Origin of the sequence: Bradyrhizobium sp. OAE829 (assembly GCF_040546575.1) — a bacterium.
Classification (GTDB): domain Bacteria; phylum Pseudomonadota; class Alphaproteobacteria; order Rhizobiales; family Xanthobacteraceae; genus Bradyrhizobium.
This window is the reverse complement of the sequence record NZ_JBEPOE010000001.1, coordinates 4,756,455-4,778,659: the sequence shown is the minus strand read 5'-3', so window position 1 is coordinate 4,778,659 and position 22,205 is coordinate 4,756,455. Positions and strand designations below refer to the sequence as shown.

Below are 22,205 nucleotides of genomic sequence, written 5' to 3'. Positions count from 1 at the left end.
ATCCATTATATGACATAACTAATTTGGGGAAGGACGTTTTTACGTCCTCCCAAACCATTGCATCAATTGATCTTTTCGATCGCCATCGCGACGCCTTGGCCGACGCCGACGCACATAGTTGCCAAGGCAAGCTTGCCGCCGCGCTTCTCCATGCCGTGCACGGCGGTCATGGCCAGCCGCGCGCCGCTCATGCCGAGGGGGTGACCGAGCGCGATGGCGCCGCCATGCGGGTTGACGAAATCGGCATCGTCCTTGACGCCGAGTTGCCTGAGAACGGCGATTCCCTGCGAGGCGAACGCTTCGTTGAGCTCGATCAGATCGAAATCGCTGATCTTGATGCCGAGCCGCTCCATCAGCTTCCTGGTCGCCGGCACCGGCCCGATGCCCATGATGCGCGGCGGCACCGCAGCCGACGCTAACCCAAGGATGCGCGCCCGCGGCGTCAGGCCGTGCTTCTTCACGGCAGCTTCCGAGGCGAGGATCATCGCGGCCGCGCCATCATTGACGCCGGACGCATTGCCCGCCGTCACCGTGCCGGGATTGCGCACGATCGGCTTCAATTTCGTCAAACCTTCCAGCGTGGTTTCGGGGCGCGGATGTTCATCCTTGTCGACCGTGATCGGACCTGCCTTGCCGCCGGGCACCGACACCGGGGTGATTTCTTCGGCGAAATAGCCGGCTGCGATCGCAGCGCCCGCGCGCTGCTGCGAGCGAATTGCCATCGCGTCCTGGTCGGCGCGCGACACCTGGAATTCCTCGGCGACATTCTCGCCGGTCTCCGGCATCGCATCGACGCCGTACTGCGCCTTCATCAAGGGATTGATGAAACGCCAGCCAATCGTGGTGTCGAAAATATCAGCGGAACGTGAAAACGCTTCCGGCGCCTTGCCCATCACGAACGGCGCTCGCGTCATCGATTCGACGCCGCCGGCAATTGCGAGATCGATCTCGCCTGCGCGGATCGCGCGGCCGCCGGCACCGACCGCATCGAGGCCCGAGGCGCAGAGACGATTCAGCGTCTGGCCAGGAACCGAGTCGGGCATACCAGCCAAAAGAAGCGCCATGCGCGCGACGTTGCGGTTGTCCTCGCCAGCCTGGTTGGCGCAGCCGAAGAACACCTCATCGACCGCTTTCCAGTCGAGATTGGGATGCTTCGCCATCAGGGCCTTGATCGGGGCGGCGGCCAGATCGTCGGCGCGCACCTTGGCGAGCGAACCGCCAAAACGGCCAATCGGGGTCCGTACGGCATCGCAAATGAATACATCACGCATTGAATCTCTCCCTGAACGCCGCGTTTGGGCCGTTGACCCGCTGGATTTGATGGCGAGTTTTAGGAGCGGCGCTGCAAGAGGTCAATTGAGGCGGTTGCAAAGCAGACGATCTGTTCCCTCCCCCCTTGCGGGGGAGGGTTAGGGAGAGGGGTAAACCACACGCACTGCCGTTGCCGCCACCCCTCTCCCCGGCCCTCCCCCGCAAGGGGGGAGGGAGCGGATGGAGCGGGTCGTGTGGTCTTTTTTCCGGGCGTGGAAAACCGGGATGAAACGACCAAACCAATAGGACCAGACTTCAAAATTTTGTAGTTTGCGCCCCGCAATGACGATCCAGCAAAACATCCCCGCACCCCCGCCCCCCGAGGCAACTCCGGCCGCCGACGCGACAGCGCGCGTCACGCCGATGATGGAACAGTACCTTGAAATAAAGGCCGGCCATCCCGGGCTGCTGCTGTTCTACCGGATGGGCGATTTCTATGAGCTGTTCTTCGAGGACGCCGAGATCGCCTCCAGGACGCTCGGCATCGTGCTGACCAAGCGCGGCAAGCACCAGGGCATGGATATACCGATGTGCGGCGTGCCGGTGGAGCGCTCCGAGGATTATCTGCATCGCTTGATCAATGCCGGCCACCGGGTCGCGGTGTGCGAGCAGACCGAGAATCCCGCAGCCGCACGCGCGCGCGGCAACAAGAGCGTGGTGAGCCGCGGCGTGGTGCGGCTGGTTACACCGGGCACGCTGACCGAAGACACGCTGCTCGACGCCAAGACCAATAATTACCTGCTGGCGATCGCGCGGGCGCGAGGATCTGCCGGAGGCGACCGCATCGGCCTTGCCTGGATCGACATCTCGACCTCCGAATTCATGGTCACGGAATGTTCGACTGCAGAGCTTGCGGCGACCTTGGCGCGGATCAATCCGAACGAAGTCATCGTCACCGATGCGCTGTATGGCGATGCTGATCTGGGGCCGCTGCTGCGCGAACTGCCGGCGGTGACGCCGCTGACCCGCGACGTCTTCGACGGCGCCACCGCGGAACGACGACTGTGCGATTATTTCGCGGTCGCCACGATGGACGGTCTGTCCGCGATGTCGCGGCTGGAAGCGACCGCGGCGGCCGCCGCCGTCACCTATATCGATCGAACACAAGTTGGAAAGCGCCCGCCGCTGTCGCCGCCGTCGCGCGAAGCCGCCGGCACCACCATGGCGATCGATCCGGCGACCCGCGCCAATCTCGAATTGACCCGCACGCTGGCGGGCGAGCGACGCGGCTCGCTGCTCGATGCGATCGACTGCACCGTCACCGCCGCCGGATCGCGGCTATTGGCGCAGCGCCTCGCAGCCCCGCTCACCGACAGCGCTGCAATCGCGCGGCGGCTGGACGCCATCGCCACTTTCGTCGCCGACAGCTTTGCGCGCGAGGATATCCGCACCACCCTGCGCGCCGCGCCCGACATGTCGCGCGCGCTGGCGCGGCTGTCAGTCGGTCGCGGCGGCCCGCGCGATCTTGCAGGCCTCCGTGACGGCATCCTCGCCGCGGACCAGGCGCTGGCGCGGCTGGCGCAACTTGATGCGCCGCCGCCGGAGATCGCTGCCGTGATGGAGGCGCTGCGCCGTCCGTCGCGCGATCTTGCGCGCGAATTCGAGCGGGCGCTGGCCGAACAATTGCCGCTGATCAAGCGTGACGGCGGCTTCGTCCGCGAAGGCTATGAGCCCGCGCTCGACGAGAGCCGCAATCTGCGCGATGCCTCGCGTCTCGTGGTCGCCGCGATGCAGGCCCGCTATGCCGACGACACCGGCATCAAGGGCCTGAAAATCCGCCACAACAATGTGCTGGGCTATTTCGTCGAAGTGACGGCGCAGCATGGCGACAAGCTGATGACGGCGCCCTTGAATGCGACCTTCATCCATCGCCAGACGCTGGCCGGCCAGGTGCGCTTCACCACCGCCGAACTCGGCGAGATCGAAGCCAAGATCGCCAATGCCGGCGACCGCGCGCTCAACCTCGAACTGGAAATCTTCGAGCGGCTGTCGGTCATCGCGCTTGCCGCCAGCGACGATCTGCGCGCCGCGGCGCACGCCTTTGCACTGCTCGATGTCGCAACCGCGCTGGCAAAACTTGCGGTCGACGACAATTACGTGCGGCCCGAGGTCGACGGCTCGCTCGGTTTTGCCGTCGAGGGCGGCCGCCATCCCGTGGTCGAAGCCGCGCTGAAGCGCGACGGCCAGCCGTTCATCGCCAATGCCTGCGATCTTTCGCCCGGGCCGAGCCAAAAATCCGGCCAGATCTGGCTGATCACCGGCCCGAACATGGCGGGTAAATCGACCTTCCTGCGCCAGAACGCACTGATCGCGCTGCTGGCGCAGATCGGCAGCTACGTGCCGGCCTCGCGCGCGCGGATCGGCGTCGTCGACCGGTTGTTCTCGCGCGTCGGCGCCGCCGACGACCTCGCACGCGGGCGTTCGACCTTCATGGTCGAGATGGTCGAGACCGCCGTGATTTTGAATCAGGCCAGCGAGCGCTCGCTTGTGATCCTCGACGAAATCGGCCGCGGCACCGCGACCTTCGACGGCCTGTCGATCGCATGGGCAGCGATCGAGCACCTGCACGAAAGCAACCGTTGCCGCGCGCTGTTCGCGACCCATTATCACGAGCTGACTGCGCTCTCAGCAAAACTGCCGCGGATGTTCAACGCCACGGTGCGCGTCAAGGAATGGCAGGGCGACGTCGTGTTCCTGCACGAGGTGCTGCCCGGCTCGGCCGATCGCTCCTACGGCATCCAGGTCGCAAAGCTCGCCGGCCTGCCGCCGGCCGTGATCGCGCGCGCCAAATCAGTGCTGGCAAAACTCGAAGCCCAGGACCGCGGCCAGACCGCGCGGGCTCTGGCCGATGATCTGCCGCTGTTCGCGGTGCCATCGCGCGCCGCCGCCGAGCCGGCACCGCCGAGCGAGGCCGAGCAATTGCTCGCCGCCGTAAAGGCGCTGCATCCGGATGAGATGTCGCCGCGCGAAGCGCTGGATGCGCTCTATCGGCTCACGACGCTGGCGAAAGAACGCAAGGCTTGAGGCGCGCCGCGAAAGCGTTCGCGTGGATCGCGCTGGTGTACGGCGCGCCGCCCGTGCTGCTGTTGATCTCCGGGCTGTTTGAAGGCGGCTGGCGGATAATCGTGTTTCTCGGATTGATCGCGCTGCCGCTGTTGCCGCTGATCCTGATGCAGGATTCACGCGACTGGCGGACGCCACCGCCCAGCGTGCCGCTGGCGGTGGCATTTGTCTCGCTGGTGGCGACAACGCTGCTGTATTTGCGGCTCTTCGGCGTCATTCAGTGGAGACTGCCCTGGTCCGCAGCCGGTTAGCCAGCCGCCTCGGCGAACGGCTGGATCAACTTCAGCGTAGCGGCCAAGCGGATGCTGCGCTTGCCGGCCAAGGCGGTCGCCTCCATTTCGGCACCGTTGGCGTCGCAGCGGCCCAAGAAACCGATGCCGACTTCATAACCGCCGAACAGCGGATGCTCGGCCTTCGCCGGGGTGTGTTCCTGATTGACGAACTCGCCCTTCCAGCGGCCGTTCGCCGAGCTATAGGCGCCGAGATAATAGAAGAACGCGTCGCCGCCGAGAATGCGGCCGTCGTGCAGCAGCATCACGCCGGTATGCCCGCCGGCAAGACCATCCAGCATCCGGATGTTGATCGAGTAGAGTCCGCTGATGATACCACCGTCGCCGACCCTACCGGGCGGCGGAACGTCGTCGTTGCCGAGCGGCGTCATCACGGCGCGAAACACCGAACCTGTGTCCTCCACCACTTCACCTGCGAAGCGATAGGCCTCGCCCTCCGCCCTGCCGCGGATGCTGAGCGTGACCTGGTCGGAACTGACCAGCGATCTAGGGCGGGGCGACGGGCTGTGGCGCCGGGTCCTGAGCCTGGCGACGATTTCGCCGTCCACGATCTGGTAGCTGCCGAAATGGGCGAATGCCGTATTGCCGCCAAGCATCGTTCCGGCATTGGCGTACAGCACGCTGCGGCCGGAACCCTCATTGATGTCGTACTCGACCTTGTACAATCCCTCCACCGCGCTGCCCCAGTTCTGCTCTGCCAGCAACCTAGCGGGTCTGCCGGTGGCGGTAACCATCAATCTTCAGTTCAGCGACGAAATGCCTGATACCGCCGCCTACGTCTCTCGCAACCAGACCTCACCAACCGAGTGATCGGAACGCTTGCGGAGCACGACATCGGCACGTGTGCGGGTAGGCAGAATGTTCTCACGGAGATTTGCGCGATGATGCTCACGCCACAGCCTGTTCGCGACCTCGCGCGCATCGCTTGGTGGCAAATCCCTGTAGTGGTGGAAATATGAGGCGGGCTGCTGGAAGGCGGTCCGCTGCAGACTGAGAAAGCGCTCGACGTACCACGACTGGATATCGGCCTCGTCAGCGTCCAGGTAGATCGAAAAGTCGAAGAAGTCCGAGACGACCATGGGCGCCGTGCCGCGCGCATGCAGCACGTTGAGGCCCTCAAACATCAAGATGTCCGGATGCCGAACGACCTGATGCTCCGAAGGCACGATATCCCCGATCAGATGCGAGTACCCTGGCAGTTCGAGATCGCCCCTGCCCGCTTTCACCGCCGACAGGAACCGCAGCATTCTCGGCAGGTCGTAACTCTCAGGAAAGCCCTTCCGTCGCATCAGCCCTCGTTCCTCCAGAACCCGGTTGGCATGCAGGAACCCGTCAGTGGTAACGAGTTCGACCCGGCGATGGTCCGGCCACCGCGCTAAAAGCGCGCAAAGCACGCGGGCAAACGTGCTCTTGCCAACGGCAACACTGCCCGCCAACGCGACGATATAAGGCGCGCTGTGCGGTGCGCGACCCAGGAACGCACTCTTGACATGTGCAAGGCTACGCGCCGCGGTGAAATGAAGGTTCAGCAGCCGAGCTAGCGGCAAGTATATGTCGGCGACTTCGTCTGACGTGATCGGCTCGTTCAGGCCGCGAAGCGCCGTGAGGTCCGCTTCGGAGAGCGTCAGCGGTGTGTTGAAGCGTAACGCTGCCCACTCGCTTCGTCCGAAGGTCATATATGCCGAAAGCTCCTCGGATTGGCTCATCGGTTCCGTTCTCGGCAAAGGTGGACGCACTCGCCAATCTGGCCGCAGCAAATCCATGTTGCAACCCGGATTACGGAAGGGATCGTCACCGCGCCACCTTCCTTCGTCCCTTCCACCAAAGCGCCAGATTCCAGCTGACGCAGGTCGCGAGCCCGAGGCTCAGTCCGATCACCGAGCCGAACTGCAACGCGGCAACATGCAACACCGCAATGGCAAGGCCCAATCCGATCAGGCCCCAAGCGCTGTTGGCGAGCACGGCCGCGGTCGGCGGGCCGCCGATGCGAGGATGCAGGATCAACATCATGGAGGTGAACACGATCGGAAACAGCGCGATGATGCCGCTGATTTTCGGGCCGACCCAGCCTGACGTCGTGACCACGGTCGCAACCAGTGTCGCAACCAGCGAGGCGCGCAGGGGGATGTCGTACCAGCGCCGCGCGACCGGCGGCATCTTGACGTGACGGTAGCGCGCCAGCAGCGGCACACAGATCGCAAAGGCGATGGCGTTGACGATCAGGCCACCGGCCAGCGTCCAATGTACCGCGCGAATGATCGAGGCAAGCGCGATCCACACCGCGACCGCAGCAAGGCAACTGACGACCGCGCTCCGGCGCTGCGCCAGCACGACATAGGTCAGCCCCATAAAGATCGTCGCGGCGTTGATCGGCAGGCTAGCCAACGCGCCTTCGGCGATGAAGGCCGCGTCATGATCGAGCGCGAGAAACACATAGGACGGCCCCGCCGAAATCGGCAATGTCGCGATCAGCGCGCCGATCACCGGGCCTGACTTCTCGGTGATGATCGACGCCGTCACCACGAACGCCGCTGTTATCACCATGCGCAGGACGAGCGTCAGGAGGAAGATGGATTCGGGGGACATTATGTGCCGTCGTCCCGGCGAAGGCCGGGACCCATAGCCACAATTATTCGTGTGGCGCGAAAGGCATCGAACATCGGTTCTCGAAACGAGGGGCCGCGGCGTATGGGTCCCGGCTCAAGGCCGGGACGACACCATATTGCAGGCTCACACCCGCTTCATCGACACCGCGACCTTCGGGCCGTTGCGGATGGTCTGATAGACCACGCAATAGCGCTCGGTGAGCTTTAGCAAGAGATCTAGCTTGTCCTGCGGCGCGTCGGTTTCGACGTCGAAGCGCAGGCGGATTTCGGCGAAACCGACCGGGGCTTCCTTGTCGACGCCGAGCGTGCCGCGGAAATCCAGATCGCCCTCGGCAATGACGTGGCCGCTCTTGAGCGGAATTTCGACCGCGGTCGCGACCGACTTCAGCGTCACGCCGGCGCAGGCGACGAGCGCTTCCAGCAGCATGTCGCCGGAACACAGCTCAAGCCCGGAACCGCCGGTGGCGGGATGCAGGCCTGCAACGGCCAGCGCGCGGCCGGTTTCGACCTTGCAGGTCAGGCCTTCATTGTCGATCGAGCCCTTGGCCTTGAGCGTGATGACGGCGGCTGAGGGATCGGACTTGTAGCGTTCCTTGATCGGGGCCTGCATCGCACGGAGTTCGGCGGCGTCCATTTTTTTCTCCCGGATTTTTTGCTCTTTGTTTGCGCATGATCTTTTCGGAAAACCGGTTCCCACTTTTCCGGATCATGCGGCATTTAAAGCCTTATGGAGCCCAAGTCACCACCCAATGTCACCACCACATCGCCTCGCCCGCGGTCGATTTGGCATCGGCGTCGGGCACGTTGCGGTCGAGCGAGCGATCCAGCGCGGTCAGCACGCGGCGCTTGAAATTGTCGAAGTGCGGCGAATTACGGTCGCGCGGCCGCGCCAGATTGACCTTGATCTCTTCGAACAGCCGTCCCGGCCGCGGCCGCATCACAAGCACGCGATCCGCCAGCACCACGGCCTCGTCGACGTCATGCGTCACCAGCATGAGCGTTGGCCTTGTATCGTTCCAGAGATCGAGCAGATGGTCCTGCAGGTCGCGCCGCGTGAAGGCATCGAGCGCCGAAAACGGCTCGTCCAGCAGCAGCACTTCCGGCTGCGGCACCAGCGCGCGGGCAATCGCGACCCGCTGCGCCTGCCCGCCGGACAATTCGCGCGGCCAGGCGTTGGCCTTGTCCGCGAGGCCAACCCGGTCCAATGCACGCGCGACCTTTTCGCGCCGCGCGGCGGCGGACAGCTCAGAGAGGCCAAAGCCGATATTGTCGGCCACGCTCAGCCACGGCAGCAGCCGCGGCTCCTGGAAGATGATGCCGATTTTTGCGTGCGGGGCAGTAATTGCAATGTCGTCCAGCGTCACCGTGCCCGTGGTGGCACGGTCGAGGCCGGCGATGGCGCGCAGCAAGGTGGACTTGCCGCAACCGGAGCCGCCGATGATGGCGACGATCTCGCCGAGCTTAATGTCGGCGGAAAACCGCTCCAGCGCGTGGACGCCGTTCGGATAGGTTTTTCCAACGCGATCTAGCGCCAGCATCAAGCCGCTCCGCTTCTGCCGCCGAACGCATCCTGCCAGCGCAGCAGCGGCGCGGTGGCGATCTCGATCAGCCAGTCGGTGGTCTTGCCCAGGATGGCGAAGATCACGATCGCGGCGACGATCTGCGCCGGCTTGCCGAGCTGCTGGCCGTCGATCAGGAGATAGCCGAGCCCTTCGGACGCGCCCATGAATTCGGCGGCGACGACGAACATCCACCCCAAGCCAAGGCCGACGCGCAGCGCCACGACATAGGCGGGCAGCACCGCGGGCAACAGGATGCGGCGTATCATCGCCGGGCCACTGAGCCGGAACGTGCGGCCGACCTCGACGATCTTGCGGTCGACCGAGAGGATCGCGCCCATCACGCCGAGATAGACCGGAAAGAACACCCCGACCGCGATCAGCGCAACCTTCGAGGTTTCGAAAATGCCGAGCCAGAGGATGAACAGCGGCACCCAGGCGATCGACGGTATAGCGCGCAGCGCCTGCACGGTCGGATCGAGCAGCCGCCGCGCCAGGCCCCAATAGCCGGAGATCGCGCCAAACAACGTGCCGGCGACGACACCGATGACAAAACCCGAGGCGACGCGGCTCAGCGTCGCGATGATATGGCGCGAGAGCTCGCCGCTCCTGGCGAGTTCCACCATGGTGGCGAAGATTTTGGTTGGCGGCGGCACCAGCCGGCCGTTCGACAGGCCCGCCCAGACCGCGATTTCCCAGGCCACCGCGAGTCCCACCGGCAGCAGCAGCCCCAGCGCCGGCCCCGCATAACGCCGCAGTCGCGCCGACGACGCTTTCGTCTCGGGCGTCATCGCATCGGTCCGTTCCAGCGCTGGCAGTTCAACGGTCATGGCCATAGCAAGAACGCGTCTTTCGAGGGATTGCAAGGTGGCGGGTTATGGTGCGTCTTTATCCATTCGTCGTCCCCGCGAACGCGGGGACCCATAGCCACCGGCCTTGGTGGTGGAAGAAGGTGATAGACGCCACGAACCATAATGACGGCCGCGGCGTATGGGTCCCTGCGTTCGCAGGGACGACACCAATACTTCCTTCCCTCAATTCGTCGGCAGCGGGACCCGATCGTCGATCAGCGCATCCAGTGTCGCCTTGACGTCGACCGTGGCGGCAACGACCCCGGCCTGCTGCAAAGCAAGGCCGGCGGCGAGGATGGATTCGCGCTGCGGCGCGCCGATGCGGCTGTGGGTCAGTTCGGTGCGCTCCTTGAGCTGCTTGTCGACCACCGCGTCCGGCAGCTTGGTGATGCCGATGAACGTCTTCTTCAGGTCGTCGTAATTGGCCAGCGAATATTTGCGCGCCTCCTCATATACCGCGAGCACGCGGCGAACCGCGTCCGGATGGTCCTTCAGGAACTGCTCGCGCACATTGAGGATGCCCCAGGTGTTGGCGTCGGGCTTGCGGAAGAACAGTTTGGCGCCCTCCTCGACTTCGGCCTGCGCCATCATCGGGTCGAGCCCCGCCCAGGCGTCGACGTCGCCGCGGATCAGCGCGGTCTTGCCGTCGGCGTGTTGCAACAGCACCGGCGTGATGTCCTTTTCGGACAGGCCGGCGCCGAGCAGCGCGCGCACCAGGAAGATGTGCGGATCGGTGCCGCGCGTCACCGCAACGCGCTTGCCCTTGAGGTCGGCAATGCTGGCGATCTTGGAATCTTTTGATGTCACCAGCGCGGTCCATTCGGGGCGCGAATAGACATAGATCGACTTGATCGGATTACCGTTGATCTTGGCGACCAAAGCGGCCGAGCCCGCGCTCGATCCGAAATCGATCGATCCGGCGTTGAGGAATTCGAGCGCCTTGTTGGAACCGGCCGACTGCACCCAGACGACGTTGATGCCGTCCTTGGCGAATTCCTTTTCCAGGAGGCCCTTCTGCTTGAGGATCATCGACACCGGGTTGTAGGTCGCCCAGTCGATGCGAATTTCCTTGAGCGGGTCGGCGGCGAAGGCCGCACCGGGCAGCAAGGTCGAGGCTGCGATAACAGCACCAAACGCGCGCCGTGAAATCCTGAACATTCCCTGGTCTCCTCATATCCCCAAAAACTGTCTTTTGTTTCAATGAGTTAAGGTCAAAGGTCAACGAGAAAATAGCTGCCGCGAAAGCTGCGCCCTGAGAACAGGTTTGTCCAAAGCAGCACGAATCCAGCATAGAACTACTGCTGCCTCACAATCATCCGTGACAGCGTCTGCGCGGTCCGATATCGGGATAGATCATGGACAGCGTTGTGACCGAGGACCGCCCTGTGGCGGATGATCGTTTTGATACCGCGCGGATCACCGCCGCGATCGATGCGCTCGCCGAGAAAAATGCCGGCCGCGAGGACGTGTTTCGCACGGCGATGGCGCAATTGCTCAAGGCCGAGATGATCGCGGCACGCGCCACCGCGCAGGCCGTGCTGCTGAAGGACCGTCACGGCCGCCGCTGCGCCGAGCGATTGTGTTTCGTGCAGGACGAGATCATCCGCATTCTCTATTCCGCCGCGACGCGGCACCTCTATCGCTCGCATGTCCGATCGGGCGAAGAGCGGATGTCTGTCGTCGCCACCGGCGGTTATGGCCGCGGCCTGATGGCGCCGGAATCCGACATCGATCTGTTGTTCATCCTGCCCTACAAGCAGACGGCCTGGGGCGAGCAGGTCGCCGAAGCCATTCTCTATTGCCTGTGGGACATGGGGCTGAAGGTCGGCCACGCCACGCGTTCGGTCGACGAATCGGTCCGGCAGGCGCGCGGCGACATGACGATCCGCACCGCCATCCTCGAGACCCGGTTCCTGACCGGCGACCAGCCGCTCTACGACGAACTGGTCGCGCGCTTCGACAAGAACGTGGTGCAGGGCACCGCCGCGGAGTTCGTCACCGCCAAGCTCGCCGAGCGCGAAGAACGCCATCGCCGCGGCGGGCAGTCGCGCTATCTGGTCGAACCCAACGTCAAGGACGGCAAGGGCGGCCTCCGCGACCTGCACACGCTGTTCTGGATCGCGAAATATGTCTATCGCGTGCGCGAGACCGATGAACTGGTTGAGCGCGGCGTGTTCGACGCGCAGGAATACCGCACCTTCCGCCGCTGCGCCGATTTCCTTTGGTCGGTGCGCTGCAATTTGCACTTCGTCTCCGGCCGCGCCGAAGAACGGCTGTCGTTCGACATGCAGCGCGAGATCGCGGTCCGCCTCGGCTATACCTCGCATCCCGGCATGCAGGATGTCGAACGCTTCATGAAGCATTACTTCCTGGTCGCCAAGGACGTCGGCGACCTCACCGCGATCCTGTGCGCCAAGCTGGAAGACGAACAGGCCAAGCCGGCGCCGGTCTTGAGTCGCGTGGTGGCGCGGTTCCGGCCCGGCATCAAGCGGCGGCGGGTGCCCGACTCTGACGACTTCATCATCGACAACAACCGCATTAATCTCGCCGCACCCGACGTCTTCAAGCACGATCCGGTCAATCTGATCCGGATCTTCCGTCTCGCACAAAAGAACAACCTCGCCTTCCATCCCGATGCGATGCGCACGGTGACGCGCTCGCTGAAGCTGATCAACACCCAGCTGCGGGAAAACCCGGAAGCCAACCTTCTGTTCATGGAGATCCTGACGTCCGACAACGCCGAGACCGTGCTGCGGCGCATGAACGAGACCGGCGTGCTCGGTCACTTCATCCGCGCCTTCGGCAAGATCGTGTCGATGATGCAGTTCAACATGTACCACCACTACACGGTGGACGAGCATCTGATCCGCTGCGTCGGCTTCCTGCAGGACATCGAGCGCGGCGGCAACGACGAATTCACCGTCGCCAGCGACCTGATGCGAAAAATTCGTCCCGAGCACCGCGCGGTGATCTACATCACCACGCTGTTGCACGACATCGCCAAGGGCCGGCCCGAGGATCATTCGATTGCGGGCGCCAAGGTGGCGCGACGGCTGTGCCCGCGGCTCGGCTTCAACGCTGCCGACACCGAGACGGTGGCATGGCTGATCGAAGAACATCTGACCATGTCGACGGTGGCGCAGTCGCGCGACCTGTCGGATCGCAAGACGATCGAGAATTTCGCCGCCGTGGTGCAATCGGTCGAGCAGATGAAGCTCTTGACGATTCTGACCACCGCCGACATCCGCGGCGTCGGCCCGGGCGTGTGGAATGGCTGGAAGGCGCAATTGCTGCGCACGCTGTATTACGAAACCGAGCCGGTGCTGACCGGCGGCTTCTCGGAAGTGAACCGCGCCCAGCGCATCGCGGTGGCGCAGTCCGAATTCCGCGCGGCTTTTACCGAATGGCCGGAGCAGGAGCTCAACGCCTACATCGCACGGCATTATCCGGCCTATTGGCTCAAGGTCGAACTACCACGAAAAATCCGCCACGCGCGTTTCCTGCGCGCCAGCGAACAGGCCGGCCACAAGCTTGCGATCAATGTCGGCTTCGACGAAGCGCGCGGCGTCACCGAACTGACTATACTCGCGACCGACCATCCCTGGCTGCTGTCGATCATCGCCGGCGCCTGCGCGTCAGCGGGCGCCAACATCGTCGACGCGCAGATCTACACCACCACCGACGGCCGCGCGCTCGACACCATCGCGATATCGAGGGAATACGACCGCGACGAAGACGAGGGACGCCGCGCCACGCGAATCGGCGAGATGATCGAGCAGGTGCTGGAGGGCAAATTGCGCCTGCCCGAAGTGGTGGCGCGCAAGGCGGCCGCACGCGGCAAGGCGCGACCATTCGTGGTCGAGCCTGAGGTGACCATCAACAACCAGTGGTCGGACCGCTACACCGTAATCGAGGTCTCCGGCCTCGACCGCCCGGGCCTGCTGTACCAGCTGACGACGGCGATCTCGAAGCTCAACCTCAACATCGCCTCCGCCCATGTCGCGACCTTCGGCGAGCGCGCCCGCGACGTGTTCTACGTCACCGATCTGCTCGGTGCGCAGATCACCGCGCCGACGCGGCAGGCCGCGATCAAGAGCGCGCTGCTGCACCTGCTCGCGAGCGAGGACAACGCCGCCCAGCCGGCGGCGTAATCCGTCGCTCTCCTCAGAACTGGGTGATCGGCTCCAGCTTTTCGCCCTTGCGGAACGCGCGCAGCGGCGCGGTGTCGGTATAGACCCGCTCCTCGATGATCTTGCCATTCTTGATGCGGAACTTGTCGACGCCGCGCCATTCGAACCTGACGCCGCCTACGTTGCGCGTGGTCTGCCATTCGATGATCACGACGTCGCCGCGCGAGGTCCAGTCCAGCAATTGCCAGACGAAATCCGGCGCCGCCGCCGTCTGCACTTCCATCAGCCGGTCGAGTTCGTTGCCCGCCACGCGCCGGCCCACCAGCGGCGTATGAAGCGAGCCTTCGGGGTGCCAGAGATCGAGAAAGGCTTTTCCATCCCGCGCCGCCCAGGCGGCGGCAAATCGCGTCACAAATTCCTGAATTTCTGCATCAGTCATTGATCGTCTCCGTGGTTGAATGTGGGGAGACGCTAGGGGTGTCGCGCAAGTCTGTCTGGCGGTTTGCGGACCTGACATATGCATCGTCATTGCGAGCGCAGCGAAGCAATCCATCTCACCGCGGAAAGGAAGAATGGATTGCTTCGTCGCGGAGCCTGTCATCGGGCGCGCATTCGCGCGACCCGTTGGCTCCTCGCAATGACGGAGACAGATCGTAGGGTGGGCAAAGCGAAGCGTGCCCACCATTCGCGATGACAACGCAAGATGGTGGGCACGGCGCAAGAGCGCCTTTGCCCACCCTACGTTCTGAATCACACCTTCAGCCTCACGCCCTCATGCTCCAACAACCACCGCTTCCGCTCGAGGCCGCCGCCATACTTGACCAGCGCACCGTTGGCGCCGATTAGGCGGTGACAGGGCACGACGACGCTGATCGGGTTGGAGCCGTTGGCATGACCGACCGCACGCATGGCTTTTGGCGCGTTCAGCTTCGCTGCCAGTGCGCCGTAGCTCATCGTTGTGCCCGCAGGAATTTTTGGCAATGCGGTCCAGACCTTTTGCTGGAACGGCGTGCCCGCAACGCGCCACTTGATCGCGTTGAGGCGATCGAGATCGCCTTTGAAGTACCCTGTCAGCGCCACCCTCAACTCTTTCGGTGACCGCGCCTCCTCCAGATCGACTGCGCCATACTGCAGCCGCAGCAGCTCCTTCATGCGCGGCTCGTGCTCTTGCCAGTCCAGCGCGCGCAGCACGCCGCCGGAATCGGTCACCAGCAACGCGGTTCCGATCGGCGTTTGCAGCCGGTCGAGATTGAAGGTTTCAGGCGGCTTCACGCTCATCGATTTCCCCTGACAGCACGGGAGGCCGGACGCCCGCAGCCCACAGATGCAACGCCGCATAGGCGCGCCATGGCCGCCAGCGCTCGCTGCGTGTCAGCAATTCCGCAGGCGACGGGCGACGCCCTTCACCGTCGGTCATCGCGCGGAGTAAACCGATGTCGGCGGCGGGGAACGCATCGGGTTCGCGCAGCTCGCGCATCGCGATGTATTGCGCGGTCCATTCGCCGATTCCCGGCAGCGCCCTCAATTTCACGATCGCATCCTCAAGGCTGGCGCCGCGGCTGAAGATCGCGGGATCGGCGGCAATTGCCTGCGCGAGCGAGGTCACCGCCATCGCCCGCGCACCGGATATCCCGAGCGTTGTCAGATCGGAGCTCGCAATCCGAGTCGCAAGGGGAAACAGATGGCTGAGACCCTCGCTCTCCGTCATCGCAGACGGCAGCGGATCACCAATGGCCTGCACCAGTTTGCCGAGCAGTTTGGTCGCGGCAGGAACCGTGATTTGCTGGCCGAAGATCGCGCGCACCGCGAGTTCGAAACCGTCCCATGCCCCGGGGACGCGCAAGCCCGGCCGCGCCGCGACCAGCGGTGCCAGCACGGGATCGAGTGCGAGATGCGCGCCGATCGTATCGGGATCGGCGGCGAGATCGAACACCCGGCGAACCCGCGCGATGATCTGCGGCAAGGCCGCCATGTCGGGAAAGCGAACGCGGACGTCGATCCGGTTCTTCGGCGCGGGCACGACGCTGATCACGCCGCACTTGCCGCCGATCGCAATCGTGCGGCGATAGCTATCGCCGGCAACGATCTCGACACCGGGAATGGCGCGGGCGGCGAGGAACGACAGCATCGCGTCCCAATCATAGGGCGGCCGATACGGAAGACGAACCGACAGCGCGCCGGCTTCACGCCTGATCTTGTCGCGGGAACGCCGTAGCGCGGCCGGCGGACGCCCGAACAGCTCCGAGAAGGTTTCGTTGAAGCGGCGCACGCTGTTGAAGCCGGACGCCAGGGCGACCTCGGCCATCGGCAACGACGTTTCGTGGATCAACTGCTTGGCAAGCAGCACCCGTCGGGTTTGGGCAACCGCAATCGGCGAAGCCCCGACATGTTGACGGAACAGCCGCCGCAATTGCCGCCCGCCGACGCCGAGCCGACTAGCCAGACCTTCTACATCGTCGCCATCGAGCCCGCCGGATTCGATCAATGCCAGCGCACGCGAAACCGTGTTGGAGCTTCCGCGCCAGAATGCGAGGTCAGGCGACACTTCCGGCCGGCAGCGCAGGCAGGGACGGAAGCCGGCCTCCTGGGCTGCGGCCGCCGAAGCATAGAACGACACGTTCTCGAATTTCGGGGTGCGCGCCGGACAGATCGGCCGGCAATAGATGCCGGTGGTTTTGACACCGACAAACAGCCGCCCGTCGAACCTGATATCCCGGGTCGAGATCGCGCGGTAGCAAGCGGTACGGTCCATATCCATCAGGAAATCATCCATCATCGTGCAGGGCATGTCCCGCGCTATGCGCGCGGATACCCGCTCAGTTCTCGAAAATCAGGCAGGTCGTGGTGCCCTGGGCAAGCAAACGTCCCTTGCTATCGGTGATGCGCCCTTCCGCGGTGCCGACCCGCCGGCCGCAGCTGAGCACAATGCCCTCGGCCCTGATCGTGCCGGTCTCGGGCGTAATCGGTCGCACCAGCGAGATCTTGAACTCCAGCGTCGTCGATCCCAGACCTTTCTCCAGGGTCGACTGAATGGCCAACCCCATGCAGCTGTCGAGCAGCGTAGCCGAGAAGCCGCCATGCACGGTGCCGGCCGGGTTGAGATGGTCGTCGCTCGGTTCGGCAGTGATGACCACGCGCCCGCTCGCGGCTTCGGTGACATCGTAGCCCAGTGTGCGCGCGATCGTGTTGAGGGGCAGCGAGCCATCGGCGAGCCCCTGGACAAATTCCAGGCCGCTCATTTCCTTGCGCCTCATGGCGCTGACGGTGCCGTATGTTCTGTCGGTACGCATTCCCGTTGATTCCTCGCGCTGTCGCTCGATCGAAGCATCTGATATCGCGCCCCGGCTGTCTCGCGGTTTTCGGACCTCATCATTTTCTGCAAAATATCGGCACGCCGCCGCACTTTTCACGCTGAGCGTGCTAGCGTCCACCCGAATTCCGCTGTCGGTTGGGGGGCCGCCATATGAACATGATCGCCAATTGTCTGGTCGCGGTGGTCGCCGCGCTGCATGTCTATTTTCTGGTGCTGGAGATGTTTCTCTGGACCAAGCCGCTGGGGCTGAAGACCTTCCGCAACACGATCGAGAAGGCAACGGAATCGGCAGTGCTGGCCGCCAATCAGGGCCTCTATAACGGCTTCCTCGCCGCCGGCCTGGTCTGGGGCCTGATCCATCCAAACCCGGGCTTCGCGTTCCAGATCAAGGCATTCTTCCTGCTCTGTGTGATCGTGGCCGGTGCCTATGGCGCCGCGACCGTGAGCCGCCGGATCTTGTATGTGCAGGCGGCGCCCGCAGCCCTGGCATTGATCCTGCTCTGGTTGGCGTAAACGCCTGGCCGTTCTGGCTGCGCCGCTTCGTTCAGAGAGGAACTGGCGATGTCGTGTTCCGCACGGCATCGTTGTCCGTTTTCGGTATCAGGTGCGGGCTCCAATGCCCTATGTGGTGCCATTCGGAACGTGAACATGTCGATTGGATTCATTTTGGGCAGACTGCAATTGCTGCCCTCGAATTAACCTTGCCCTCGCCAGCCAGAAATCCCGGGCCGTTTCAGCTTGCGTCGCCTTGCATTGCAGCATCCGTTCCGCCACTATTCCAACCAGCGATGGCGTCCACCGGGTCATATTAAGTCCCAAGACAAGATCATCGGCTCAATCAACACATGAGGAAACGAAAAATATGAAGAATGGTATTTTCCATTTGGTCACCGGCACGGCGCTTGCGATCGCCCTGTCGGCTTCGTCGGCCTACGCGCAGAAGAAATACGACACCGGCGCGACCGATACCGAAATCAAGATCGGCCAGACCGTGCCGTTCTCTGGCGCCTATTCCGTCTATGCCAATATCGGCAAGACGCAGGCCGCCTACATGAAGATGATCAACGACCAGGGCGGCATCAACGGCCGCAAGGTCAACCTGATCCAGTATGACGACGCCTACAGCCCGCCGAAGACGGTCGAGCAGATCCGCAAGCTCGTGGAGAGCGACGAAGTCCTCCTCACTTTCCAGGTGATCGGAACCGCGGCGAACGCCGCCGTGCAGAAATATCTCAACGGCAAGAAGGTGCCGCAGCTGTTCGCCGCCACCGGCGCGTCGAAGTTCACCGATCCCAAGAACTTCCCCTGGACCATGGGCTACAACCCGAACTACTTCGTCGAGGGTCGCATCTACGGCACGTACATTCTGAAGGAACATCCGGATGCCAAGATCGGCATCCTCTACCAGAACGACGATCTGGGTAAGGACTATGTCAACGGGCTGAAGGCCGGCCTTGGCGACAAGGCGGCAAAGATGATCGTGGCCGAGGCTTCCTATGAAGTCTCCGACCCGACCATCGATTCGCAGGTGCTGAAGATCAAGGACGCCGGCGCGACCCTCTTCTATAGCGCTACGACGCCGAAGCAGGCGGCGCAGGCGATCCGGAAGATCCATGAACTCGCCTGGAAGCCGGTGCACATCCTCGACATCAACGCCAGCCCGGTCAGCGCCACGCTGCAGCCGGCGGGCCTCGAAGCGTCGAAGGGCGTGATCAGCGTCCAGTACGGCAAGGATCCGGCCGATCCGACATGGAAGGGCGATCCGGGCCTGCAGAAGTATCTCGACTTCATGGCGAAGTACTTCCCGGAAGGCGACAAGATGAACACAGTCAATACCTACGGCTATTCGACCGCGCAGCTGCTCGTGCAGGTGCTCAAACAGTGCGGCGATGACCTGACCCGTGAAAACGTCATGAAGCAGGCGGCCTCGTTGAAGGACGTCGTACTCGACCTCGGCCTGCCGGGCATGAAGATCAACACCGGCCCCAACGATTACCGCGTCAACAAGCAGCTGCAGATGATGAAGTTCAACGGCGAGCGTTGGGAACTGTTCGGCCCGATCCTCGAGGACGCCGGCCCGGCGGGCTAGCATCAACTTCCATCGATACGAACGATCGGCGGCCTCTCGAGGCCGCCGATTTGTTTTTGTAGGGTGGGCAAAGGCGCGCACTTCGCGGCGTGCCCACCATCTGCTGGACCGTCACCTTGAATGGTGGGCACGCTTCGCTTTGCCCACCCTACGCATCCGCTACGTCGGGATTTCCCCAAACGTCTTGCCAACGGGCAGCGCCGCGTGCCGGATCAGCCGCGAATCCTCGACCGCCGCCTGCCGGTGTTTTACGGCTTCCCGATAAACGGGGTCGCGGATCATCTCGGCGAAGGCGGCGACACTTGGGTATTCGGCGATGAAGCAATGATCCCAGCGCTCTTCCGCCGGCCCGATCAGCATCAGTTCGAACCGCCCCTGCCAGACGATGCGGCCGCCGAGCCGTTCGAACACCGGCCCGCTGTCCCGTCCATACGCCGCATAGGCTTCCGCGCCTGACGCCTTGCGGCCGTCGGGATAGGCAGCCTGTTCCCGCAACCGGACCAGATTGAGCATGTGGATCGGGCCCGGCCGGTCATTGGCCCGAAATTGTGCGAACACTTCCTTGGTCGGATCGATATGGCCCATAACGGTTCCCTTATGCTGACATGCCGTCTTTTATCACGCACCGCCGCACCTCCTAATCCCGCGTTAACCTCTCCGTAACCGACCCTTAAACTGCGGACGTTAGCTTGCATCGGCCGTGGTGTGAGCAGCGTTGACGTATGGCGTGGGGACGGAAAAAGAGCGGCGGCCGCAAGGAACCGCAATTCGGGCTCGCCGCCGCGCTGAGCGAATTGCGGCTGTCGCCGCAGGACCGCGTCACTGTAAGCGAAGACAAGCCGAAGAAATCTTCTGCGAAGCGCAAATCCGAGAACGAAAACGACGAGCCGCCGCGCGAACGCAAGCCCCGCGCAGGCCGTAGCGGCGCCAAGCGCCGGTCGACATCGCGGGGCGGATTCCGGATCGGACGGCTGTTCTATTGGGGCGCGGTGCTCGGCCTGTGGGCCGCGATCGCGGTCGTCGGCGTCGTGATCTGGGTCGGCGCGCATCTGCCGGCCATCCAGTCGCTGGCGATCCCAAAACGTCCGCCGACCATCCAGATCGTCGGTCTCGACGGCAGCGTGCTGGCCTCGCGCGGCGAAATGGCCGGCGCCAATGTCTCGCTGAAGGATCTGCCGCCCTATCTGCCGAAGGCATTCATCGCCATCGAGGACCGCCGCTTTTATTCGCATTACGGCGTCGATCCGATCGGCATCGCGCGGGCGGCGGTCGCCAACGTCATGCATCGCGGCGTCTCGCAGGGCGGCTCGACACTGACCCAGCAGCTCGCGAAGAACCTGTTCCTGACCCAGGAACGCACCGTCACGCGCAAGCTGCAGGAAGTGGAACTCGCGATCTGGCTGGAGCGCAAGCATTCCAAATCGGAAATCCTCGAGCTCTATCTCAACCGCGTCTATTTCGGCTCCGGCGCCTATGGCGTCGAGGCCGCGGCGCAGCGCTATTTCGGCAAGTCCGCCAGGAACGTCACGATCGCGGAAGCGGCGATGCTGGCGGGCCTCGTCAAGTCGCCGTCGCGGCTGGCGCCGAACCGCAATCCGGAAGGCGCGGAAGCGCGCGCCCAGATCGTGCTCGCGGCGATGGCGGATGCCAAATTCATCACAGATGCGCAGGCGCAGGCCTCGATCGGCCATCCCTCCTACAATGTGAAACCGGTCGGCGCCGGCACCGTCAACTACGTCGCCGACTGGATCGGCGAAGTGCTCGACGATCTGATCGGCCAGATCGAACAGAGCATCGTGGTCGAGACCACGATCGACCCCAAACTTCAGAGCGTGGCGGAAGCCTCCATCATCGACGAACTCGCCGCGAAAAGCGTGAAGTTCAACGTCACCCAGGGCGCGCTGGTGGCGATGACGCCAGACGGCGCGGTGCGCGCCATGGTCGGCGGTCGGAACTATGCCGAGAGCCAGTACAACCGCGCGGTTACGGCCAAGCGCCAGCCCGGCTCGGCCTTCAAGCCGTTCGTCTATCTGACCGCGATCGAGGCGGGATTGACGCCTGAAACGATCCGGCAGGATTCGCCGATCGATATCAAAGGCTGGCGGCCTGAGAACTACACCCATGAATATTTCGGATCGGTGACGCTAACCCAGGCGCTTTCGATGTCGCTCAACACGGTGGCGGTGCGGCTCGGCATCGAAGTCGGCGCCAAGAGCGTGGTGCGGACCGCGCATCGGCTCGGCATTTCCTCCAAACTCGATGCCAACGCCTCGATCGCACTCGGCACCTCGGAAGTCTCGGTCATCGAGCTGGTCGGCGCCTTTGCGCCATTTGCCAACGGCGGGCTTGGGGTTTCCCCGCATGTCGTGACCAAAATCCGCACCAATGAAGGCAAGGTGCTGTATGCGCGGCAGCCGGATCAGCTGAGCCAGGTGATCGAGCCGCGGCACGTCGCGATGATGAACACCATGATGCAGGAGACGCTGCTGTCGGGCACCGCGCGCAAGGCGGAGCTTCCGGGCTGGATGGCCGCCGGCAAGACTGGCACCAGCCAGGATTTCCGCGACGCCTGGTTCATCGGCTACACCGCAAACCTCGTCACGGGCGTCTGGCTTGGCAATGACGACAACTCGCCGACCAAGAAGGCGACCGGCGGCGGCTTGCCAGTCGAGGTCTGGACCCGCTTCATGCGATCAGCTCACCAGGGCGTGCCGGTTGCGAACCTGCCGAAATCACAAGCCGGCGGCGGTGGCCTGCTCTCAAATCTGTTCCCAGCCTCGCAGGTCAGCGCGCCGCCACAGCCATCGTATCAGCCATCCGCGCAGACGCCGGTGCCGCTTGCTCCGGTCCCCTCAGGCGGTGGCTATCGCCAGCCACCGACGCGCACGTCGGCGCCGCCACCGAATCCATCGGCCCGCCCTGAGGCGGCTGCGGGTCTGGATGGATGGCTGATGGACCGGGTGTTCGGCGGCAGGTGACAGCGCGCGCAGTCA

Annotated in this window: 19 protein-coding genes; 6 read left to right on the top strand and 13 right to left on the bottom strand. The window is 63.9% G+C overall.

Annotated elements, in window-relative coordinates; translation table 11 throughout:
* Positions 1-62: 62 nt before the first annotated feature.
* Entirely contained in the window at positions 63-1,271 is a 1,209-nt protein-coding gene (gene pcaF / locus ABIE49_RS23055; protein ID WP_192736406.1) for a 3-oxoadipyl-CoA thiolase, read from the bottom strand.
* A 322-nt stretch (positions 1,272-1,593) separates the two neighbouring features.
* Here pcaF and mutS point away from each other — a divergent pair, with 322 nt between their 5' ends.
* A complete protein-coding gene (gene mutS, locus ABIE49_RS23050) occupies positions 1,594-4,335 on the top strand; it encodes a DNA mismatch repair protein MutS (protein WP_192736405.1) in 2,742 nt (913 codons plus the stop codon).
* Entirely contained in the window at positions 4,332-4,625 is a 294-nt protein-coding gene (locus ABIE49_RS23045) for a hypothetical protein (protein WP_192736404.1), read from the top strand. Before mutS ends, ABIE49_RS23045 begins: the two co-directional genes overlap by 4 nt.
* Here the strand turns inward: ABIE49_RS23045 and ABIE49_RS23040 are convergent.
* The 7 genes from ABIE49_RS23040 to ABIE49_RS23010 form a co-directional block, all read right to left on the bottom strand.
* A complete protein-coding gene (locus ABIE49_RS23040) occupies positions 4,622-5,398 on the bottom strand; it encodes a hypothetical protein (RefSeq protein WP_210337288.1) in 777 nt (258 codons plus the stop codon). The genes ABIE49_RS23045 and ABIE49_RS23040 overlap by 4 nt on opposite strands.
* A gap of 39 nt (positions 5,399-5,437) precedes the next feature.
* On the bottom strand, positions 5,438-6,370 hold the full coding sequence (gene coaA, locus ABIE49_RS23035; protein ID WP_192736403.1) for a type I pantothenate kinase: 933 nt from the start codon (positions 6,368-6,370) through the stop codon (positions 5,438-5,440).
* A gap of 85 nt (positions 6,371-6,455) precedes the next feature.
* Positions 6,456-7,250 carry a hypothetical protein gene (locus ABIE49_RS23030; RefSeq protein ID WP_192736402.1) on the bottom strand — a complete coding sequence of 265 codons (795 nt, stop codon included), beginning with the start codon at positions 7,248-7,250 and terminating at the stop codon, positions 6,456-6,458.
* A 144-nt stretch (positions 7,251-7,394) separates the two neighbouring features.
* Complete coding sequence (locus ABIE49_RS23025) at positions 7,395-7,904, bottom strand: OsmC family protein (protein WP_192736401.1); 510 nt, start codon at positions 7,902-7,904, stop codon at positions 7,395-7,397.
* A 118-nt stretch (positions 7,905-8,022) separates the two neighbouring features.
* Positions 8,023-8,808, bottom strand: coding sequence for an ABC transporter ATP-binding protein (locus ABIE49_RS23020; protein WP_192736400.1), 786 nt, complete (start codon positions 8,806-8,808; stop codon positions 8,023-8,025).
* Positions 8,808-9,665, bottom strand: coding sequence for an ABC transporter permease (locus ABIE49_RS23015; protein ID WP_192736399.1), 858 nt, complete (start codon positions 9,663-9,665; stop codon positions 8,808-8,810). The genes ABIE49_RS23020 and ABIE49_RS23015 overlap by 1 nt, the downstream gene beginning before the upstream one ends.
* 198 nt (positions 9,666-9,863) lie before the next feature.
* Complete coding sequence (locus tag ABIE49_RS23010) at positions 9,864-10,838, bottom strand: aliphatic sulfonate ABC transporter substrate-binding protein (protein WP_192736398.1); 975 nt, start codon at positions 10,836-10,838, stop codon at positions 9,864-9,866.
* 197 nt (positions 10,839-11,035) lie between these two features.
* Between ABIE49_RS23010 and ABIE49_RS23005 the strand changes: the two genes are divergently transcribed.
* Positions 11,036-13,831, top strand: coding sequence for a [protein-PII] uridylyltransferase (locus tag ABIE49_RS23005; RefSeq protein ID WP_192736397.1), 2,796 nt, complete (start codon positions 11,036-11,038; stop codon positions 13,829-13,831).
* A 13-nt stretch (positions 13,832-13,844) separates the two neighbouring features.
* Here the strand turns inward: ABIE49_RS23005 and ABIE49_RS23000 are convergent, their stop codons facing one another.
* From ABIE49_RS23000 to ABIE49_RS22985, 4 genes are all read right to left on the bottom strand, one after another.
* Positions 13,845-14,249, bottom strand: coding sequence for a nuclear transport factor 2 family protein (locus ABIE49_RS23000; protein ID WP_192736396.1), 405 nt, complete (start codon positions 14,247-14,249; stop codon positions 13,845-13,847).
* Between the two features lie 311 nt (positions 14,250-14,560).
* A complete protein-coding gene (locus ABIE49_RS22995; protein ID WP_192736395.1) occupies positions 14,561-15,088 on the bottom strand; it encodes a methylated-DNA--[protein]-cysteine S-methyltransferase in 528 nt (175 codons plus the stop codon).
* Positions 15,069-16,586, bottom strand: a complete 1,518-nt coding sequence (locus tag ABIE49_RS22990; RefSeq protein WP_354066930.1) for a DNA-3-methyladenine glycosylase 2 family protein — start codon at positions 16,584-16,586, stop codon at positions 15,069-15,071. Before ABIE49_RS22990 ends, ABIE49_RS22995 begins: the two co-directional genes overlap by 20 nt.
* 40 nt (positions 16,587-16,626) lie before the next feature.
* Positions 16,627-17,100 carry a PaaI family thioesterase gene (locus ABIE49_RS22985; RefSeq protein ID WP_192736393.1) on the bottom strand — a complete coding sequence of 158 codons (474 nt, stop codon included), beginning with the start codon at positions 17,098-17,100 and terminating at the stop codon, positions 16,627-16,629.
* Between the two features lie 173 nt (positions 17,101-17,273).
* On the opposite strand from ABIE49_RS22985, the gene ABIE49_RS22980 reads away from it, so the two are divergent.
* Both ABIE49_RS22980 and ABIE49_RS22975 read left to right on the top strand, forming a co-directional pair.
* Entirely contained in the window at positions 17,274-17,636 is a 363-nt protein-coding gene (locus tag ABIE49_RS22980) for a DUF1304 domain-containing protein (RefSeq protein WP_192736392.1), read from the top strand.
* Between the two features lie 349 nt (positions 17,637-17,985).
* A complete protein-coding gene (locus ABIE49_RS22975) occupies positions 17,986-19,212 on the top strand; it encodes an ABC transporter substrate-binding protein (protein ID WP_192736391.1) in 1,227 nt (408 codons plus the stop codon).
* 159 nt (positions 19,213-19,371) lie between these two features.
* On the opposite strand, the gene ABIE49_RS22970 is transcribed toward ABIE49_RS22975, so the two are convergent.
* Positions 19,372-19,797 carry a DUF1330 domain-containing protein gene (locus ABIE49_RS22970; RefSeq protein WP_192736390.1) on the bottom strand — a complete coding sequence of 142 codons (426 nt, stop codon included), beginning with the start codon at positions 19,795-19,797 and terminating at the stop codon, positions 19,372-19,374.
* 137 nt (positions 19,798-19,934) lie between these two features.
* Between ABIE49_RS22970 and ABIE49_RS22965 the strand changes: the two genes are divergently transcribed.
* A complete protein-coding gene (locus tag ABIE49_RS22965) occupies positions 19,935-22,190 on the top strand; it encodes a PBP1A family penicillin-binding protein (RefSeq protein ID WP_192736389.1) in 2,256 nt (751 codons plus the stop codon).
* The last annotated feature ends 15 nt before the right edge of the window (positions 22,191-22,205 follow it).